The 18286-nt window shown below is 56.2% G+C and carries 13 protein-coding genes; 10 read left to right on the plus strand and 3 right to left on the minus strand.

From position 1 onward, the window contains the following. Positions 1–86: 86 nt before the first annotated feature. Positions 87–680: a protoglobin domain-containing protein gene (locus tag QZR18_RS07110; RefSeq protein WP_178705784.1), complete on the minus strand. Its 594-nt coding sequence runs from the start codon at positions 678–680 to the stop codon at positions 87–89. Positions 681–937: 257 nt separating this feature from the next. On the opposite strand from QZR18_RS07110, the gene QZR18_RS07115 reads away from it, so the two are divergent. From QZR18_RS07115 to QZR18_RS07130, 4 genes are all read left to right on the plus strand, one after another. After that, positions 938–2806 (plus strand): sodium:proton antiporter, encoded by a 1869-nt coding sequence (locus QZR18_RS07115; protein ID WP_178705787.1) that lies wholly within the window; start codon positions 938–940, stop codon positions 2804–2806. A 102-nt stretch (positions 2807–2908) separates the two neighbouring features. After that, the gene (locus QZR18_RS07120; protein ID WP_178705790.1) at positions 2909–6313 is read left to right on the plus strand and encodes an ABC transporter ATP-binding protein/permease; all 3405 of its coding nucleotides are present in this window, start codon (positions 2909–2911) and stop codon (positions 6311–6313) included. 89 nt (positions 6314–6402) lie between these two features. Continuing rightward, on the plus strand, positions 6403–6987 hold the full coding sequence (locus QZR18_RS07125; RefSeq protein WP_178705794.1) for a DJ-1 family glyoxalase III: 585 nt from the start codon (positions 6403–6405) through the stop codon (positions 6985–6987). A gap of 9 nt (positions 6988–6996) precedes the next feature. Continuing rightward, the gene (locus QZR18_RS07130) at positions 6997–7908 is read left to right on the plus strand and encodes a TatD family hydrolase (protein WP_178705797.1); all 912 of its coding nucleotides are present in this window, start codon (positions 6997–6999) and stop codon (positions 7906–7908) included. A 137-nt stretch (positions 7909–8045) separates the two neighbouring features. On the opposite strand, the gene QZR18_RS07135 is transcribed toward QZR18_RS07130, so the two are convergent. Next, positions 8046–10196, minus strand: coding sequence for a transglutaminase domain-containing protein (locus QZR18_RS07135; protein WP_178706709.1), 2151 nt, complete (start codon positions 10194–10196; stop codon positions 8046–8048). Then, positions 10193–10927, minus strand: a complete 735-nt coding sequence (locus QZR18_RS07140; RefSeq protein ID WP_178706727.1) for a hypothetical protein — start codon at positions 10925–10927, stop codon at positions 10193–10195. The genes QZR18_RS07135 and QZR18_RS07140 overlap by 4 nt, the downstream gene beginning before the upstream one ends. A 347-nt stretch (positions 10928–11274) precedes the next feature. On the opposite strand from QZR18_RS07140, the gene QZR18_RS07145 reads away from it, so the two are divergent. From QZR18_RS07145 to QZR18_RS07170, 6 genes are all read left to right on the plus strand, one after another. Further along, positions 11275–12399 carry a resuscitation-promoting factor gene (locus QZR18_RS07145; RefSeq protein WP_178706712.1) on the plus strand — a complete coding sequence of 375 codons (1125 nt, stop codon included), beginning with the start codon at positions 11275–11277 and terminating at the stop codon, positions 12397–12399. Then, positions 12396–13757 (plus strand): ubiquitin-like domain-containing protein, encoded by a 1362-nt coding sequence (locus tag QZR18_RS07150; RefSeq protein ID WP_291459117.1) that lies wholly within the window; start codon positions 12396–12398, stop codon positions 13755–13757. Before QZR18_RS07145 ends, QZR18_RS07150 begins: the two co-directional genes overlap by 4 nt. A 17-nt stretch (positions 13758–13774) precedes the next feature. Next, positions 13775–14821 carry a 16S rRNA (adenine(1518)-N(6)/adenine(1519)-N(6))-dimethyltransferase RsmA gene (gene rsmA / locus QZR18_RS07155; protein ID WP_178706715.1) on the plus strand — a complete coding sequence of 349 codons (1047 nt, stop codon included), beginning with the start codon at positions 13775–13777 and terminating at the stop codon, positions 14819–14821. Next, entirely contained in the window at positions 14814–15785 is a 972-nt protein-coding gene (locus QZR18_RS07160) for a 4-(cytidine 5'-diphospho)-2-C-methyl-D-erythritol kinase (protein WP_178706718.1), read from the plus strand. Before rsmA ends, QZR18_RS07160 begins: the two co-directional genes overlap by 8 nt. A 2-nt stretch (positions 15786–15787) precedes the next feature. Then, positions 15788–17707: an ABC-F family ATP-binding cassette domain-containing protein gene (locus tag QZR18_RS07165; RefSeq protein ID WP_178706721.1), complete on the plus strand. Its 1920-nt coding sequence runs from the start codon at positions 15788–15790 to the stop codon at positions 17705–17707. Between the two features lie 256 nt (positions 17708–17963). Then, the gene (locus QZR18_RS07170; protein ID WP_178706724.1) at positions 17964–18242 is read left to right on the plus strand and encodes a DUF1540 domain-containing protein; all 279 of its coding nucleotides are present in this window, start codon (positions 17964–17966) and stop codon (positions 18240–18242) included. Positions 18243–18286: the final 44 nt, after the last annotated feature.

An 18286-nucleotide genomic window follows, 5' to 3' on the forward strand; every position in this document is an offset into this window, starting at 1 on the left:
AATAAGGCGTGAATACTACGAGTGCACCGCCCCGCGCGGCCAGCGTGAGGCGGCCGATGGGGGAATCGTAGGTGGCGAGTGCCGGATCAGAACTGCTCGGGGTGATCTCGATAGGCATACGCCCACACTGTCACGGCGACAGTCACAGCGCGAGTCCACGCATCACGGACAGCGTCCAGTTCTGCGCCCTCGAAGCCCTCCGCCAGGAGACGGTGCCCGACCTCCACAGTCGGAGCGATAAAAGCGAGCACGTAGTGTAGTGGCACGAATGGTGTCGAGTCCGCCCCATCCGTCGCGTTCTTCGCCGCAGACATGTGCCGTGCTCCGATCAGGTACTGGTAGTCCAACCACGCCTGGTCACGCTCGCGCGTGCACATGTCGATGATCCACTGGGCGAAGCGCGGCTTTGACGCCTGCGCGTACTCGGGGTTTGGCTGCCCGTCCGGGTGCGCGGAATGTGCTGCCAGATACGTCTTTTGAGCCAGAATTCCGCGCCACGTGTCGACCATTTCCATAGCGTGTGGCGCCAGGATGGGTTCTGCTCGTGAGAGCAGCTCTGCGTCACCGGGCTGGACGTGTGCGGCGGCCTCGATCTGGCGTAGATCCTCGAGTGTGAGCGGGGATGTGGGGACGGCATCGGTGCCGTAGGTGTACCCCGACGAGTGGTCGTAAGCGGTCATGAGAACCTCCTTGAATCGACGCGTCGATTGTAGCACGTGCTCTGATCGTGTGGGTCTGTTTGACATTCGGGGATGGTGTCGAGGCCATGCGGGCGGGGCGTGGTACGCCGCGCGAGTTCGCGGCGCGCGTAGCCGCTGTGGTGAGATGGCAACGACGCTGGTGGGGTTGCTCGCGATACGCATAGGTTCAGACTGTCATAGTGATGACGAACGTGCACACTTCGGACATGTGAACGCCTCACCCGTAAACTATATGTATGGAACCGTTGATGATCGCGCTGCTGGGGATGCTCATTATTGTTGCCACGCAGTTTATTGCCCCCAAAGTTGGCGTCGCATCACCACTGATCCTGCTCGGCGTTGGGCTTGCGATCGGCTTCCTCCCGCAGGTTGGGGCCATCGAAATCGCGCCGCACATCATCTTGGAAATTATTCTTCCGCCCCTGCTATTTTCAGCGGCTGTGCGTATGCCAACGATGGATTTCCGCCGAGAAATGCAAGCCGTGGCAATGCTTGCTATTCCGTTGGTGTTTATCTCCTCATTCGCCATTGGTTTCCTCATCAACTGGATGGTTCCGCAGATTTCACTGGCGTGGGGCGTGGCGCTGGGAGCTGTTTTATCTCCCACCGACGCGGTCGCCGTCACCATTGCCAAGCGCAGCGGCGTCTCGCACCGCATCATTACAGTGCTTGAAGGCGAAGGTCTTTTCAATGACGCCACTTCACTGGTGCTTCTCGCTGCGGCGATGAACGCTGGGCTTGCCGCCGATAACGGTGCCCTCAATCCCGCACTGCTCACGGGTCGTGTCCTCGTTGCCCTTGGCATCGCCATTGTGGTCGGCTTAATCGTCGGTGAAGTGGGGGTTCGGATTCGTTCGATCATCAAAGATCCGTCGACGGATACGGTCTTTTCCTTTGCAATGCCTTTCATTGCTTCGATCCCCGCCGAGCATGTGGGTGGCTCGGGATTGGTTGCCGCGGTCGTTGCCGGTCTTGTTGTTTCCGGCCGTCGCGCAGGCATGATTTCCGCGCCAAATAGGCGTTTTTCGCAGCAAAATTGGTCAACCATGACTCTCATGCTTGAGAGTGGGATTTTCCTTGCAATGGGGTTGCAGGCATTTGGCATCATTGAAGAGGCCGATGGAGATGGCGGCGGATTGGCACGAGCCGCCGTGATTGCCGTCATTGCGGGCAGTCTCATTATGCTGATCCGTGCACTCTTCATCGCACTCATGCTTACTTGGCTTGACCACCGCAGCAAGCACCGTAAGAGGCGCTACGAGGCCGAGGCTGGGCGCCTCGAAGCCTTCGAGCAGCGAATGGCACAGGCCTGCACCGTGGACAGCGAGGTTCTGGCATGCCGAAACCTCAGTGAAGAACAGTGGATCAAAACCATGGCCCGCTGGCGGCGCCGCCTCAAAATTGCCGAGCGGCAACACGCAGTGCGCCGATCCGACATCGATTACTTTGAAAAAGAGCCGCTTGGGCCGCGTGAAGCCAGTGTCATTATCTGGTCCGGAATGCGCGGAGCCATCACTCTTGCGGCGGCACAAACGATTTCCGCCGCAGCGCCCATGCGTTCCTTCCTTCTGACGATCGCCCTCTTCATCGCATCTGGTGCGCTGGTTATTCAAGGGCTTTCGCTGCCGTGGCTGATCCGCTTGATCAAGCCCAAGATGGCCTCTACCGATATCAGTGAAGAAGAACGCGAAGAACTTCGACAGGTCATGAGTTCCGCACTCGTGGATACGGCTCTGGCCCAGGCAATCAAGGAAGTTGACGCTCAGACACTTTTGTCTGCTGGAGTCTCGCGAACACTGTCCCGTCTGGGCAATGTTGTCGACCTGCAATCTGCTCCTTCTTTGGGGAGTTCGAGCGAGCCTCTCCCTGACACCGACGGGGAAAACGAAGCCACTCCCGTGGAAATGAGCGAAGAGGAAGTTGAACGTTCCTTCACGCGTGAGCAGATTCGCGAGCTGGCACTTGAAGCGATTCACGCTCAGCGTGATGCTCTTCTTCAGGCTCGTGATGAGGGGATCTTCTCTTCATCAGCCCTAGAAGGAGCTCTTGCTCGACTTGATAACGAGGAGATTCTTCTGGTCTCGGGGCAATCGAATTCCCACTGATTCGGGGTTTTTAGCCGTCAACCAGGGGAATCTCCGATGCCGCTCCCGCAGCCATTTTGTTAGTCTTAAAAAGTTCAGCAATTAACGGTGGAAGGAATCTCAGTGCTTGAGCTGCGCAACATCGTCAAGATCTACGAAACTGCAAACCTGCGCCAGGTCGCACTCAATGACGTTTCGGTTGCCTTCCGCGATAGTGAATTCGTCGCGGTACTGGGCCAGTCGGGTTCGGGTAAAACGACAATGCTCAACGTTGTTGGTGGCCTGGACCATTTCCAAAGCGGTGACCTGGTCATCGATGGAATCTCAACGAAGGACTACAAAGCACGCGATTGGGATGCTTACCGCAACAACCGCATCGGATTTGTTTTCCAGTCCTACAACCTGATCCCGCACCAGACCATCTTGTCCAACGTTGAGTTGGCACTGACCCTCTCTGGCGTCTCCCGAGGCGAACGCCGCAAGCGTGCGATGGAAGCCTTGGAACGCGTCGGACTGGCCGAGCACGTGGGGAAGAAGCCCTCGCAGCTTTCCGGCGGTCAGATGCAGCGCGTCGCCATCGCGCGCGCTCTGATCAACGATCCTGAAATTCTCTTGGCTGACGAACCTACCGGTGCTCTTGACTCCAAGACCAGCGTCCAGGTCATGGACCTTCTGCGAGACGTCGCTCAGGACCGTTTGGTCATCATGGTGACCCACAACCCGGAGCTTGCGTACCAATACGCAACCCGCATTGTCGAGCTCGCGGATGGTGAAGTGATCGCCGATTCGCGTCCTTTCGTCCCGGGTACTGAAGAAGTTCGCGAGGCCAAGCCGGTGCGCCGTACCTCAATGGGATTCCTGACCGCGCTTTCCCTGTCCTTTAATAACTTGATGACGAAAAAGGGCCGTACCCTGATGACCTCTTTCGCGGGGTCTATCGGAATCATTGGTATCGCGGCAATTTTGGCCCTTGCGAACGGCACGAATGCTTACATCGCCCAAACAGAAGAAGAGACCCTGGGCGCCTACCCGCTGACCATTCAAAAGACTGGGATGGACATGTCCAGTGCCCTGTCTGCACAAGTGGAAGCCGCTAGCAGTGAGAAGCCGAGCGATGGCAAAGTTGGGGTCTCCAAACTGAGGACTCTTGCAGACAATATTCGTGATGCGAAGACGAATGACTTGGCCTCTCTGAAGGCTTTCCTTGACGGAAATGGTGGGAATGTCAACTCTTTCGTCAACGCTATCGAATATGACTACGATGTGACGCCACAGATATTCCAGGCAGATACCTCAAAGGACAATATTCAGGTCAGCCCTGACCAAGCGATGAGTCGAATGGAAACGGGCTTCCGTGGAAGTCCTATGTCCTCGATGGTGGCCACCAACGCCTTCTACCAAATGCCTCAGGCATCCTCGCTTTACACCTCCTCCTACGATGTTCTTGCCGGCCACTGGCCAACTTCCGCATCTGAAGTCGTTCTTGTCATTGATGAAGACGGCAATATGTCAAACCTGATGGAATATGTCCTGGGTCTGAAAGACCACAAGGAATTTGACGAACTGATGCGTCAGTACTACTCGGGGACCATTGGCGAGAAGAACTCTGCCACCCCGAGTCCTTCACCTTCGGCGAGCGACGCCCCCGCGGCCTCGTACGATTACGACAAGATTTTGGGGATTAAGTACAAGCGCATCAACGCAGCGGCAAAGTACACGTGGGACGACAAGTACAAGGTCTGGTCGGATCACTCCTCGGATAAAGAATTCATGAAGAAGCTAATCGACGAAGGGCAAGAACTTCGTATTAGTGCAATTGTGAAGCCGAATTCCTCGCATGGGGGAGCGCTGCGCCAAGGCATCGCATACAGCCCTGAGCTGACTCGCCAGATTATTCGCGAGGCCGAGGATAGCCAGATTGTTAAGGATCAGCGGGCGAACCCGAAGACCGATGTGTTTACGGGTAAGACCTTCCAAGAGCTTGCAGATTCTTCGAAAGATCGTTCCAGTGGCTTTGACATGTCGAGCTTGTTCACTGTTGATCAAAACAAGCTGTCTGCGGCGTTTTCTATTGATCCTTCCGCCATGCAGATGGATCTATCCTCTCTGAACTTTAGTGGAATGGATCTATCCGGCCTTGACTTTTCAAACCTTGATCTGTCGGGGATGGACCTGTCGAATATTGATCTTTCGAAGCTCGTTCCCGCTGATGGTTCGGCCGTGCAGATCGATCCCTCCAAGCTCAACCTGGGCGAACTGAGCAAGAGCGTTCCGCAGCTGCAAAACGTTGATTTTCCCGCGATTATCCGTAAGACGCTGGCGGATGGTGCGGTAAAGGATACCGCCGGAACATACTTGAGCTCTCAGGCCAGTCAGATCCTTCAGGGCTTCCAGGAGTACGCGCAAAACCAGATTGCTGCGGGTGGTTCCACGGACTTTGCCACGCTGGTTTCTGACTACTTCTCGCAGCCCTCAGTAATTCAACAGATCAACACTGCCGTCTCTTCTGATCAGGTTGTTGATCGTCAGAAACTGATGACAAACCTGCAGGCAGCGCTTGGGAATGACCCGGCGCTTGCCTCGGTCGCCTCTCAGGTATCGACAGAACTTGCACACCAGATTTCAGCGCAGATCGCCGCACAGCTTGGTGGCAATCTCATCCGCGGGGTCTCAGCTGCGATCGGTCAGGTTCTTCAAGAGACCATGGCGAACGCCATGACTCAGATGATGACTCAGCTATCTCACACAATTGGCCAGCAGATCAGCGCGACAATGAGCCAATTTGCAGCGAATATGAGCAGCGCCTTCCATTTTGATCCCGAGGCGATGGCATCGGCCTTCTCGTCGAATCTTGATGAGAAGTCCCTTGCCGCGTTGATGGCAACGATGTTCTCAACGAACGTCCCCACGCTTGAAACGAACCTGCGCGATCTGGGATGGGCTGACCTGAAGTCACCGAGCAGCATCTCGATCTACCCGAAGTCCTTCAAGGACAAGGACTCCGTTAAAGCTGTGCTCGACCAGTACAACGCAGACAAGGAAAGTGCGGGTAAGACCGACCAGGTCATTACCTACACCGATGTTATGGGCGTACTCATGAGTTCGGTAACGAAGATCGTCAATGTGATTTCGTGGCTACTCATCGCCTTCGTGTCGATTTCGCTGGTCGTGTCCTCAATCATGATTGCGATCATCACCTACATTTCAGTTCTTGAACGCAAGAAGGAAATCGGTATTCTCCGCTCGATCGGTGCCTCAAAGGGCAATGTTTCTGCGGTCTTCAACGCGGAAACATTCATCGAAGGACTGATCGCAGGCATCATCGGTGTTGGTGTGACCTACGGGATCTGTGGCCTGGTCAATGCAATTGCCGAGCAGGGGTTCCAGGTGAAGAACATTGCCCAGCTTTCCCCGCTGACAGCCGCGGTATTGGTCGCGATTTCGGTTGGCTTGACCGTGGTTGCTGGTTTGATTCCGGCTTCGCGAGTTTCTCGCCAAGATCCAGTTGAGGCGCTTCGTTCAGAGTAGCTGCGACTTCGACGGGCGTAAGCCTGCGTTACCCTGAAGGTATGCAGCGTTTCTGGAAGATGATCCAGATGCGTACCTGAGGAGGAAAAATGCCAACGCCTAATACCCTGGCAACGACGGATAGTGTCGCTGTCCTGCTTGCAACCGGATTCGAGGAAGTCGAAGCTCTTGCGGTCGTCGACGCTCTGTATCGAGCGGGGATCCGCGCGGATCTCATTTCGATTGAAAATGAGCGCCATGTTGTCAGCTCGCATGGGATCAAGCTCGTTTCTGACCTCATGCTTGCAGACGTGGATTTAGCCTCCTACGCCCTTGTCTTCCTACCGGGTGGTATACCCGGAACGCTTGGGCTGAAGGCAAATGAGCGCGTGCGCGAGGAATTGACGCGTCGTGCCTCGACGGGAGAAAAGACTGCTGCGATCTGTGCTGCCCCTTCGATTCTGGCTGAACTGGGAGTTCTTCAGGGCAAACGCGCCACTGCAAATCCTGACTTCATGGATGCCCTGAGCGCGGGAGGTGCGCAGGTTCAGTCTGAGTGCGTTGTCGTTGACGGGAACATTGTGACCAGCAGGGGAGCGGGTACTGCTCTAGAACTTGGTTTTGAGCTGGTCCGTCAGCTTCTGGGCGACGAGGCCGCGCAGCGCGTGCGTGAGTCCGTCGTGTGGGAGCACTGAGGAGGCGGAATGGGTAAGCATAAGCCTCGTCCGTGGCCGGATCCTCCCAATCCCTTGGCGCTGCCGGTCATTGATAACCACACACATCTTCCCGTCCATGAAGGAGAAATCCCGCGCGCGGATGGGGTCAAGATGCCCCTTGAGGAACAGTTGGAGCGCGCACGCCAAGTAGGCGTGACGAGGATGATTTCCAGTGCCTGTGAGCTACCAGCTTTTGATCCGATGCTCGAGCTTGCCCGAGCACATGAGGGAGTTCGCGTTGCCCTCGCGATCCACCCGAACGAGGCCGCGCTGCACGCCGGCTTTGCCGAACCTTCACCGGATGGTTTGCTTCCCCAAGTGCGTGAGTACCATGTTCCCCTTGACGAGGCCTTATCTGCCGTGGAGGAACGCTTGAGTGACCCGATGGTGGTCGCAGTGGGGGAGAGCGGTTTGGATTATTTCCGTACCGCTGATCCCGGTCGCGAGGCCCAGAAGGAGTCCTTCCGCGCGCACATCGAAATGGCTGCTCGCCATGATTTGCCGCTGCAGATTCATGACCGTGATGCTCATGAGGACTCTATTGCCCTGCTGCGTGAGTGCGTGCGTTCGGATCAGCGCATTGTTTTCCATTGCTTTTCTGGTGATGCGCAGATGGCCGATATTTTGGCTGAGAATGGATGGTATGCGTCTTTTGCGGGGCCAATAAGCTATCCGGCTAATGACAACCTCCGTCGAGCCTTTGCGGTCCTTCCTCCTGAACTGGTGTTGGTTGAAACGGATGCTCCCTACTTGACCCCACTTCCGTGGAGGGGCTGCCCCAATGCTTCCTATGTCATGGCATATACCGTGCGCTTTATGGCTGAGCTCTGGGGTATTTCAGAGCAGCTAGCGTGTGAGCGCCTGACGGAGAATACTGAGCGAGTCTACGGAAGCTGGTAGGTCCATTGGCTCAGTGGGATAGCGCGGCGCTCGTGAACGCTTGCGTGTAGGTCGTGAGCACTTGAGTTGAAGTTGAAACACAGTGGTGGGGCCTCCCGATAGGGAGGCCCCACCACTCATGTATGGGCCGAATCTCCTTAGAGGATCTTCTTCAGTGCAGGATCCTTCCAAACGCGGTTCCTGGTCAGAAGCGGAGAGTTATTCGGGATCATCAGGTACTTTGTCTCAACCGCGGGGTCGCCGGAATCGCCACCGTCATTCCACGTGACGTCAACGGTCTTCCAGGTTCCGTTAACTTTCACCTGGTTCCATGCGTGTCCAGATTTAGCGCCATTCGTTCGAGTGACAACACCGGTCACAACAACCGAACTGAGACCCGACTTCGTCGCTAGGAGTTGGAAGACGTTTGCGTAGCCTTCGCAGACGGTTGTTCCCTTGAAGAAAATACCGCCTGAATCGTGGTCAGGGGTGTATTCGGGCGTCAGAGTACCTGTTTGCGCCCAGACTTTCTCGCTTCCTTCCAACCCGTCATAGTTGTAGGTCGCATGGTTAATGATCCAGGAGTTAATGGTTCGGACCTTGGTTTCCTCATCCATTCCGGGCTTGATGATCTCTGCGACCACTTGGTCGGCCTTGCTATTGATCTGGCCCGAATAATCCTTGGGTGCAAGATGCTGATCGGTTGCACCCTCAGTTCCCAAAGTGACATGAAGAATCTTGTCTTGCGTGTATTTTGCGCCAATAATGAAGGGAACCAGACCGTTTTGATCTTTTGCCTCTTCCAATGCATCGCTAATTCGTGAGTTAGATTCTGCTTCTGGGAACTTCGAAAGGTCGATATTTGTGTATCCCATCATCAAGTTCGCAGCGATGTACTTTGACAGCGGCGTTGTCCCCAGCACCTGCACGGGGGTATCTGGGAAGGTTCGCGCCACATTGTCCTTGGATTCCTTGTTTTGGACTTCCTTGGTGTAGCTCAGGTTGGGCGCAAAGTAACCGGTATGTGCCTCTTCCTGATCCTTCTTCATCTTCTTAAGATCCTCGGTGTAGGTCGATGGATCGAAGTTCTTGACTCTGTAGGAGCTGGTGAAGCGAGTATTTCCGATGTGGTAGACGACGTGGAGTTTTGCTTCAGGATCTCTGATCGTCTTCGGGTTTGAGCTCTGAACCCAGCTCTTTTCGGGATCGACAATCAAAGTCTGCATACGAGTGTGCCCATCGGCCATCGTCACGGGGAGTTGAGCGGGAAGTTCACTTAAATTATCGAAATCACTGCGATCCAGACCGAGCTGGCGCTGTGCGTTGGAAGCAATTCGAATAGGTGTATTTCCAAGGGTATTTGCGATATCGATAAAATCGGACATTTTCGAGATCTTCGCGTTCTTCTTCGCGATGACCGAAACTTGGGTTCCCTTACTGTTGAGGATGCGATCAAGCTCCTCGTCTGTCAGCCAGCCCTCGTCTGAGCTGCCTTTGTGTGAGCTGCCTTTGAAATCTTCCTTGACGGTCAGGAATGCTTCCAGTGCGGTGTTCAGAGTCCAATCTCGTGGGGGTTGGTCATCAGCTCGTTGATCAGAGTTCCACGAGGTCTGATTTGTCGATGCAACAAGCCTTGGGTTGAGCCTAGTCTTTCCATCCTTATCGGTGGAATTGAGAAAAACGACGTAGTAGGAGTCAGCGCCTTCGACCGGATCCCATGACACGCTGAAAGTACCGTTGTCTTCCTCGTCCACCGAGATGTTTTGCGGGCGGGGAAGGAAGCCCTTGTCGCTGACGCGAATGCGGCGAACGATTGGGTGTTCAAGAAGCTTGCCGGTTTGCAAGTCGTTGTATTGAACAAGGTAGTACATGGGGAGCAAACCCCAGCCTGAAGAGCCAGTGATGTCTGCAAGAGGGCTTGCGTGTGACCGTGACTGCAGAGTGATCCACGAAGGTGAGATTGAAATACCTTCATTAGTGCCGTACGTGCCGAGTTCAAACCCTAGATCCACATCCAATGCCGCGTCGGAATAGACCGCGAATGGGGTTGCGAACTTCGGACTTTTACTATCGGCTTCATCCGACTTTCGCTTTTCAAAATCAGCGAGCTTGACCTTGGTGGGGATGACGAGTTGGTCGCCCTGATTGACTTCCTGCACGCCTTCGAGCCATTCGAATGCGGTGGGGTCATTCTTCTTGAGTTGATCGACGGAATCGTCAGCGTGAGCAGCGGATGGGAGTGCAAAGGAAGCAAGAGTGACAATGCTCAAGGCCGCAATGGTGCGTGTGAAAAAGCGTGAGAAGGTCATTTGATCGTTGCCTCCAGAGGTTGGACGGTCTGGCAGTAAATGTCTGGGGTGAGTCCCTTACCGTTTGTGCACATCGCCAAGGAGAACTTGGTCGAATTTGGATTGCCCTGTGCGACGAAAAGGGATGAGTAGGTTTTCTGCTTATCGTCAGCCTGGTAACCGCTGTATCCCTGGGGTTCTTGAGCGTCCTTCACCTGCGGGTCGTCGGAGGTAAATTGGCTGGTATCGGGGGCCTTCAACAGCTGCGCATCCACGTCAGAAAGCTTAAAAATCGGGACGTCATTGCGATCGCCTGAACCAGCTAGGAGTGCCTTCGCCTCATCAGTTCCAGGAAGCGGTGAAGCGCTTGCGTAAAAAACCCAGCGCAGTGCGTTATCGGGTGATTCCTTTGCGCCAGTTGAATGGTTCTCAAACTTGTAGTCGATCTTGATGATTGACTTTCCATCTTTGGTCGTTTGAGGAAGTTTTGATGCGCCTAAAAGAGTGAAGCGGAAAGAACCGCGGTCAGTGTAGGCGTTGACGGATTTTGATGTGCCATCAAAACCCAGTGAGTAGCTGCCAAGGAAAAGCTTTGAGTCCTCTGCGCTGAAAGTTTCCTTGCCTTCGGGCTGAGGGGAGACGGAGCTGAGGTCACGCAGTTTGTCATTCGGCGCGGTACTAAAGAAGACGGTCTTCTCGAAGCTCGGCTCTGAGCCGTCGCCCGTTGTGGATCCGGAGCCACAAGCTGCCATGGATACTCCCAAGAGCACGCATGTAGCGAACGCCCAAATCCCGCGGTGACGTGACATCATCATTCACGGTCCCTTCATCGAAGCGGTTGAAATCTGCCCTTATCCTAATGTTCAACACTGAATAAACGCCAATTTGAGCAATTAATCTCTCATGTCACGAAGTTGGGTTTCTGTTACTTATGTGACGAATGTGGTTAATGATGTAAATGTTTATGGTCCCCATCACTAACGCTCGCTTGGTCTATTCGGGACCCTGTAGCGTGTGAACTGTTCGTTCGCCGCAGGCTCGCATGCGAGCTGCGCTTCTATGAAGCTGCCAGGGCGAATCCTACGAAGTCTGGAGTTACGTGAATTTTCACCCCTCGCGCAAGGCGGTCATTGCCAGCGCTGCAGTTGCAGCATTTGCCGTTACCGGTATCGCCGGGACATCGGTAGCCACGTCATTTAGAGATGTCACCCTGGAAGTCGATGGTGTCTCCATCCCCGTATCGGGATTTATGGGCAAGGTCTCTGACGTTCTGTCAACTGCGGGTGTAGAAGTTTCTCCCCATGATCTGGTTGCGCCCTCCCTCCAAGAAGGTGTGACGAATGGTCAGACCGTTGTCGTGCGTCGCGCGCAACGCTACCTGGTCGACGTCAACGGTGTTTCAACCCCCACGTGGTCCACTGCTACGAATATCAACAACCTTATGAGCCAGGTCGGCACCACCGGCGCGGTGATCGCTGCTGACCGCTCGACCTCTCGCGCAACCCTTCCCGCACTTACAGCAACGGGGAATATCCGCGTCATTGCTGATGGGCAAACCCACACCGTTGACGCGCGCGAAGGCACCCATGCCTCGGACCTGCTCGCGCAGGCAGGGGTTCAGGTTTCACCCCTTGACCGCGTGGCTTTCTCAAGTGATGACCAAGGCGTATTCCTCAAGGTCACCCGAGTTCAACGTGGCACGGAAGAACGCGAAGAAACTCTGCCCAAGGAAGTTGAGGAGCAAGAAGACTCCAGCTTGGCCAAGGGAACCAAGCGCGTTGTTCAGCAAGGCTCCGACGGTTCCATCAAGCGCAGCTTCTACGTGGAGCGTCGAGATGGCCAAGATGTTGTGAGCCAGATGCTGGGCGAAAACCGTACCGAACCGGTCAAGCAAATTGTCAAGGTCGGCACCAAGGAAACCACTTCAGCAAGCTCTTCTTCGAACTCGGGGTCTTCGGCCTCGTCATCATCGGCAACGGTGAGCGGAGATGGAGTCTGGGCAGCTCTGGCCCGCTGTGAATCGGGTGGTAACCCCGCAACGAATACCGGTAACGGCTACTATGGCCTCTACCAATTCTCTGCTTCCACGTGGCGCGCAATGGGCGGTACCGGACTGCCCTCCGAGGCCTCGGCAGCAGAGCAAACCCAGCGCGCACAGGCGCTTCAGGCCCGTTCCGGATGGGGCCAGTGGCCCGCGTGCGCTCGAGCACTAGGACTTCTGTGAACGCGGCTCGCCACGGCCGCACCGCTTCATGGGCACCGACGAAACCTCGCGTTGTAGCAGGTGCAGGCGCAGCCAGCCTGGCCATGTTTATGGTTGCGGGAGTGGGCATTGCCCGTGCGCATTCAACCGTCAACCTTGAAGTTGATGGCATCGTCTACCCGGTTTCAACGTGGTCGCACACCGTTTCAGGGGTCCTGAGCCAAGCGGATATCGAGCTCGGTGAGCACGACCAAGTTCAGCCCGCCGCCTCGCAATACGTTGCAAATGGACAGACCATCGTCGTGCGCACGGCGAAGCCCTACACCCTGACCATTAACGGAGACCGAACAACCCTGTGGTCGACCGCGCCCTCAGCTGAAGGTGTGCTCTCAGGCCTGGGCGCGGATTCGACAAAAGCCGTTCTTGCCGTCGACCGTTCCTATTCACGTTCCAGCCTGACTCCTCTGGTCACCCAGACGCGTACCGTCACAATTAACGTCGACGGAAGCTCGCGTCAGGTCACCGCACGTGAAGGCATGGACACCCGGGCCATCTTGACTAAAGAAAAAATCAACCTGGGACCCCTGGACCGCGTTGAGGTGAAGAATGCTGACGGCCTGACCATCGATATTCACAGGGTCTCGCGCGCGCTTGCGCCGCGAAAGGTGCCGATTCCTTTCGAGGAACACCGTCAAGATTCCGACCAGCTTTTCGTTGGTGAAGAACAAGTCACCACGAAGGGCGTTGAGGGCGAATCTGAAGAACTCACCTGGAGTGAAAACGTCGACGGTGGGGAAGCGTATGCAGCACCGCTCAATTCAAAGGTCACTCGCGAACCTACCGCGCAGATTCGCTCGGTTGGAACCAAGGAAGTTACTCCCAAGGCGCTGATTGAAGCCGGTCTGGACCCGAAGGCAACGCTGGAAGAAAAGACCGAAGCTGACGGAACGAAATCAATCCGTTACCGTGCGAAGCTCGGCACCCTCTCGACGGCCTCGGAAATTACTGCAGCGGGTGGAAATTCAGCTGAAGTTGCCCTGGCGATGGTCGCAGCTGATATCCCCTTGGCCTATTCGGGCGAGGATCCTCGTTCTTTGGCTAAGCCCCTGGTGAGTGCTCGCGGATGGGGAGACTCCGAATTTCAATGCTTGGTCGCACTGTGGAACCGTGAGTCCCACTGGAATCCCTACGCGAAGAACTCCTCTTCCGGTGCGTATGGCATTCCGCAGGCACTGCCGGGAAGCAAGATGGCTTCGGCGGGTTCGGATTGGCAATCCAACCCGGTCACGCAGATCAAGTGGGGCTTGGGGTACATCGCCGGACGCTATGGGACGCCGTGCTCTGCACTGGGGCATTCAAACTCCGTCGGATGGTACTGATCCTTTAGGATGGGAGCGTGACTTCTCCCCGTCGATATTCCACGCCGAATGTGCCCAGTGACGCCCAGCCCAGCGAGAGTGGGCTGCTTGGCCCAATTGAAGTGCATGCGATTTGCCAGGCGCTGGGGGTGCGCCCAACCAAGACGCTCGGACAAAACTTTGTTCATGATGCCGGTACTGTTCGGCGCATCGTACGAGACGCGGGAATTGGTGAGGGAACACACGTCATTGAGGTCGGGCCCGGACTGGGTTCGCTGACCCTTGGACTTCTTGAAACGGGGGCACAGGTACGCGCCATCGAGATCGATCCGGTGCTTGCCCGTGCACTTCCGGTGACCGTTGCGCAGCGCATGCCTGAGGCCGCGGAGCGCCTCCACGTGATCAATCGAGATGCCGTTCAGATTAATGGCCTCGAAGACTTTGAGGATGATTGGCCGGCGCCAACGCACCTGGTGGCGAATCTTCCCTACAATGTTGCGGTTCCCTTGCTGCTCTCCATGCTGGAGTCCTTCCCTTCCTTGGAGTCGGCACTGGTAATGGTTCAGGCCGAGGTTGCCGATCGCCTGGCTGCTCAGCCGGGTTCGCGTACCTACGGAGTTCCTTCGGTAAAGGCCGCGTGGTACGGTAGCGCGACTCGCGCGGGAACTATTGGGCGTTCGGTATTCTGGCCTGTCCCCAATGTTGATTCCGCGCTGGTGGAGCTGCAGCGCTCGAAGACCCCGCGCGGGGATACTTCCTTGCGTCTTGCCACTTTCGAGGTCTGCGATACTGCATTTTCTCAGCGCAGAAAGACCCTGCGCGCCGCTTTGAAGAACTGGGCAGGCAGCGCCGAGGCCGCGCAGGAGCTGTGCGATCGCGCCGGCGTAGATTCCTCGATCCGAGGCGAAAAGCTGGGGATTGACGATTACGTGCGTCTCGGTTCAGTTTTGCTTGACATGCGTGCTGAGGGCAAGATTCCTCTTCCCGAGCAGGATCGTTACGCGAAGGAGCGTCGCGCTGCTGAAGACTTGAGACAAGCAAGGCAGGAAAGCGAGCAAGGCGGGGTGGAGCAACCCCGTGCGTGAGGTACGTGCATCGGCACCCGGGAAGGTCAATGTCATCCTTCGCGCGGGTGCCCCGGATGCTGATGGATATCACGAACTGGTGACGGTCTTTGAATGCCTGAATGTTCGTGAAAGCGTGACCGTACGTACTTCAAAGTCCCCCGGTATCCACATTGAAACGGTGGCGTACGGTGTCGATGGCTCGGTAGATGAGGCTGCAACAGCTTCGATGGCAGATCTTGATCCCACCACCCATTTGGCATATCGCGCAGCACGCGCACTTCAAAAACTGGCTGCCGCCGGTGCGTGGGCTCAAACTGCTGCCGGGGTGAGTATTCACGTTGATAAACGCATTCCGATAGCCGGAGGAATGGCCGGTGGCTCCGCTGATGCCGCCGCTGCTTTAGTTGCCTGCAATCAGCTGTGGGGATTGGGATTAACGCTTGAACAGCTCTGCCAGATCGGCCGTACTTTGGGCGCAGATGTCCCGGCCTGCATCATGGGTGGAATGACTCTGGGGCAGGGGAGAGGAGACCGCTTGACCTCCTTGCTTGATCCGGATCAATCGTTGTGGCCGTGTCACTACTGGGTGATGGCGCGTGCACACCACGGCCTGTCAACCCCCGAGGTTTTTCGAACTCTTGATCAGCTGAGGCAAGGCGGCGCTCCAGCACCGTTGAGCGAGGCTGAGAAGCGAGCGCTGTGCGCAGATGCCGACACACTTGCTTCAGTGCTGTGCAATGACCTGACCGCTCCGGCTCTTCACTTGTACCCCGAACTTGAAACAACGATTCACGATGCGAAGAACGCGGGTGCCTGCGCAGCGATCCTTTCGGGGTCGGGACCGACCATTGCTGTCCTCGCTCGTGATAGGGAACATGCCGGTGAACTCGCTGATGCTCTTGGGACAAGCAGTGAAGTCAGCGCAGTCCTACCGGCTTCAGGCCCCGCAGTGGGAGCAATCGTAGAAGAAGAGGAGAGCTAAGAGTGGCCCACTTACTGGGGACGCAGTCACTGGGAGCCCTTGCTGGTTCGCGCCAATTACTTGCGGACGTTGATATCAGCGTCGAAGACTCTTCTCGGATCGGTATTCTGGGCCCCAACGGAGCGGGAAAATCAACGCTACTGCGTTTGGTTGCCGGCCTTCAGCAGCCTGACGATGGTCGAATCATTACCCGCGATGGCCTGCGCATTGTCATGCTTGAGCAGGGCGATCATCTTGACAATGATGCGCGCGTGATGGATGCGGTGCACCCCGGTCTTGAAGAATATGAATGGGCATCGCAGCCCGCAATTCGCGATATCCATGCCGGTTTGCTCTCTGATATCGACCTGCACGCCCGGGTCGGAACCCTTTCTGGTGGGCAACGTCGCCGCGTTGATCTGGCGCGAGTTCTTGCGCTCCCTTCCGATGTTGTCTGCTTGGATGAGCCGACGAACCATCTGGATGTGGAAGGCGTTGCCTGGCTTGCTCAGCATCTGAATGCACGTTTTGCTCGTCCGGGTGCAAGCGGCGCACTCATTGCGGTCACCCACGACCGCTGGTTCTTGGACGCCGTGTGCGAAACGATTTGGGAAGTCGTTCCCGGGATCGATCCGGGCGGCTCTCGGCCCCAGATTCCTGGGCACGTTGAAATTTACGATGGATCCTACGCCGCCTACACTCTGGCCAGGGCGGAACGTCTTCGCCAAGCTGATGTCGCCGCGAAGAAACGCGCAAACCTATTGACAAAGGAATTGGCCTGGCTGCGCCGAGGCGCCCCCGCGCGAACTTCCAAGCCGAAGTTCCATATCGCCGCCGCTGAAGCATTGATCGCTGACGTTCCTCCGCCCAGGGACAGCGTCGAGCTGGTGAAAATGGCGACCGCGCGCCTCGGGAAAGATGTACTGGACCTAGAGGACGTTACCGTCACCTTCCCGACTCCAGAAGGTGACCAACGCACCATTCTTGACCACGTGACGTGGCGCCTCGCTCCCGGCGAACGCGTCGGTGTGGTCGGCGTGAATGGCGCGGGCAAAACGACAATTCTCAATCTTCTTCGAGGGGATCTGGAACCGACCAGCGGGCGCGTGAAGCGCGGGAAGACCGTTCAAGTCGCCACGCTTTCGCAGGATACCCACGAGCTTGATGATCTTTCAGATATGCGCGTTGTCGAGGCCGTCGATCAGGTTGCCCATAGTGTGATCGTTGACGGCAAGGAAGTTTCCTCTTCGCAAATGACTGAGAGGATGGGCTTTACTCGAGAGCGTGCATGGACCAGGATTTCAGAGATTTCCGGTGGTGAACGACGACGCCTTCAGCTGATGCGCCTGCTCATGGCTGAACCGAATGTCCTTCTTCTTGACGAGCCGACGAACGACCTGGATACGGATACTTTGGCGGCAATGGAAGACCTGCTGGATGCCTTCCCGGGGACTTTGGTTGTCGTCAGCCACGACCGCTACCTGCTTGAACGAGTGACCGACCACCAGGTTGCACTTTTGGGGGATGGAAGCTTGCGTGCCCTTCCCGGTGGGGTAGAGGAGTACCTTCGCATTCGCGAGGCCGGTGCCGCTTTCGCCACGGATGCTTCCACTAACAGTGAAAGCTCGGTGCGCCCTAGCCAATCTGGACATGCATGTCGCGAGGAATCCCCTAGCAGTGCGAAGAACGCGGGGATGACGGATTCGGCGGCCAGGCGAGCGGCGAAGAAAGAAGCCGCGCGATTGGAACGAAAGATTGAAAGTCTGCGCACGCGTCTGGAAAAGGTCGAGGCCGAGCTTGCCCTTCTGGCTGAAAAGGTCGCAACGGATCCTTCTGCTCTGAATGAGATGACGTCGTTTTCTACACAGTCCGCGGATTTGCGTGCCGAAATTGAGGAGCTAGAAGAAGCCTGGCTGGAAAACGCCGAGCTGCTTGACGAGTGATCAAAAAGGCTGGTCCAAAGGATACGCAGAGGGGGAATATAGCGGGTCCTTTGGTGATATTCGCTTTGATCAGCGCAGGCTTGCCTTAGGTCAATAGCAGGTTGGAATGTTTCGTAAATACTCCTGCGTTTCGTGTGTTGAGGCGCCGTAAAGTGGCGGTATTTCGCGGAAAAATGGGATGTAGTGGATTTTGAATTTAATTACGTCATTCTTGGAGTGTCTTCATTCTTTATTCCGACTCTTCAAGGAGATCATCATGACGACCATCGACCTCCCCTTGGTTCAGGACTGCTCCGTTACCGAGTGCTCCTACAACAACAATGGTTGCGCCGCCGGCGCCGTTACCATCGGCTACGGACGCACCTGCTCCACCTTCGTGCCCCTGTCTGTTCGCGGCGGTCTTGAGCGCAAGAGCCCCGTTGTGGGCGCCTGCCAGAAGGCGGATTGCTCCTTCAACACTAATCTTGAGTGCACCGCTTCTGCGATTCGCGTGGGCTCGACCAGTGCTGATTGCCTGACCTACCAGGCTCGCTGAACATAGCGTCATTAATTAGGGGTGTGGTCCGCAGGAATTCCTGC

This window comes from uncultured Actinomyces sp. (assembly GCA_900541895.1).
Classification (GTDB): Bacteria; Actinomycetota; Actinomycetes; order Actinomycetales; family Actinomycetaceae; genus Pauljensenia.

Bases quoted from the DNA above. Each gene is read 5' to 3' on its own strand.
- QZR18_RS07115 (WP_178705787.1), top strand. From the start codon at position 938: ATGGAACCGTTGATGATCGCGCTGCTGGGGATGCTCATTATTGTTGCC.
- QZR18_RS07110 (WP_178705784.1), bottom strand. From the start codon at position 680: ATGACCGCTTACGACCACTCGTCGGGGTACACCTACGGCACCGATGCC.
- QZR18_RS07135 (WP_178706709.1), bottom strand. From the start codon at position 10,196: ATGACCTTCTCACGCTTTTTCACACGCACCATTGCGGCCTTGAGCATT.
- QZR18_RS07125 (WP_178705794.1), top strand. From the start codon at position 6,403: ATGCCAACGCCTAATACCCTGGCAACGACGGATAGTGTCGCTGTCCTG.
- QZR18_RS07140 (WP_178706727.1), bottom strand. From the start codon at position 10,927: ATGGCAGCTTGTGGCTCCGGATCCACAACGGGCGACGGCTCAGAGCCG.
- QZR18_RS07130 (WP_178705797.1), top strand. From the start codon at position 6,997: ATGGGTAAGCATAAGCCTCGTCCGTGGCCGGATCCTCCCAATCCCTTG.
- QZR18_RS07170 (WP_178706724.1), top strand. From the start codon at position 17,964: ATGACGACCATCGACCTCCCCTTGGTTCAGGACTGCTCCGTTACCGAG.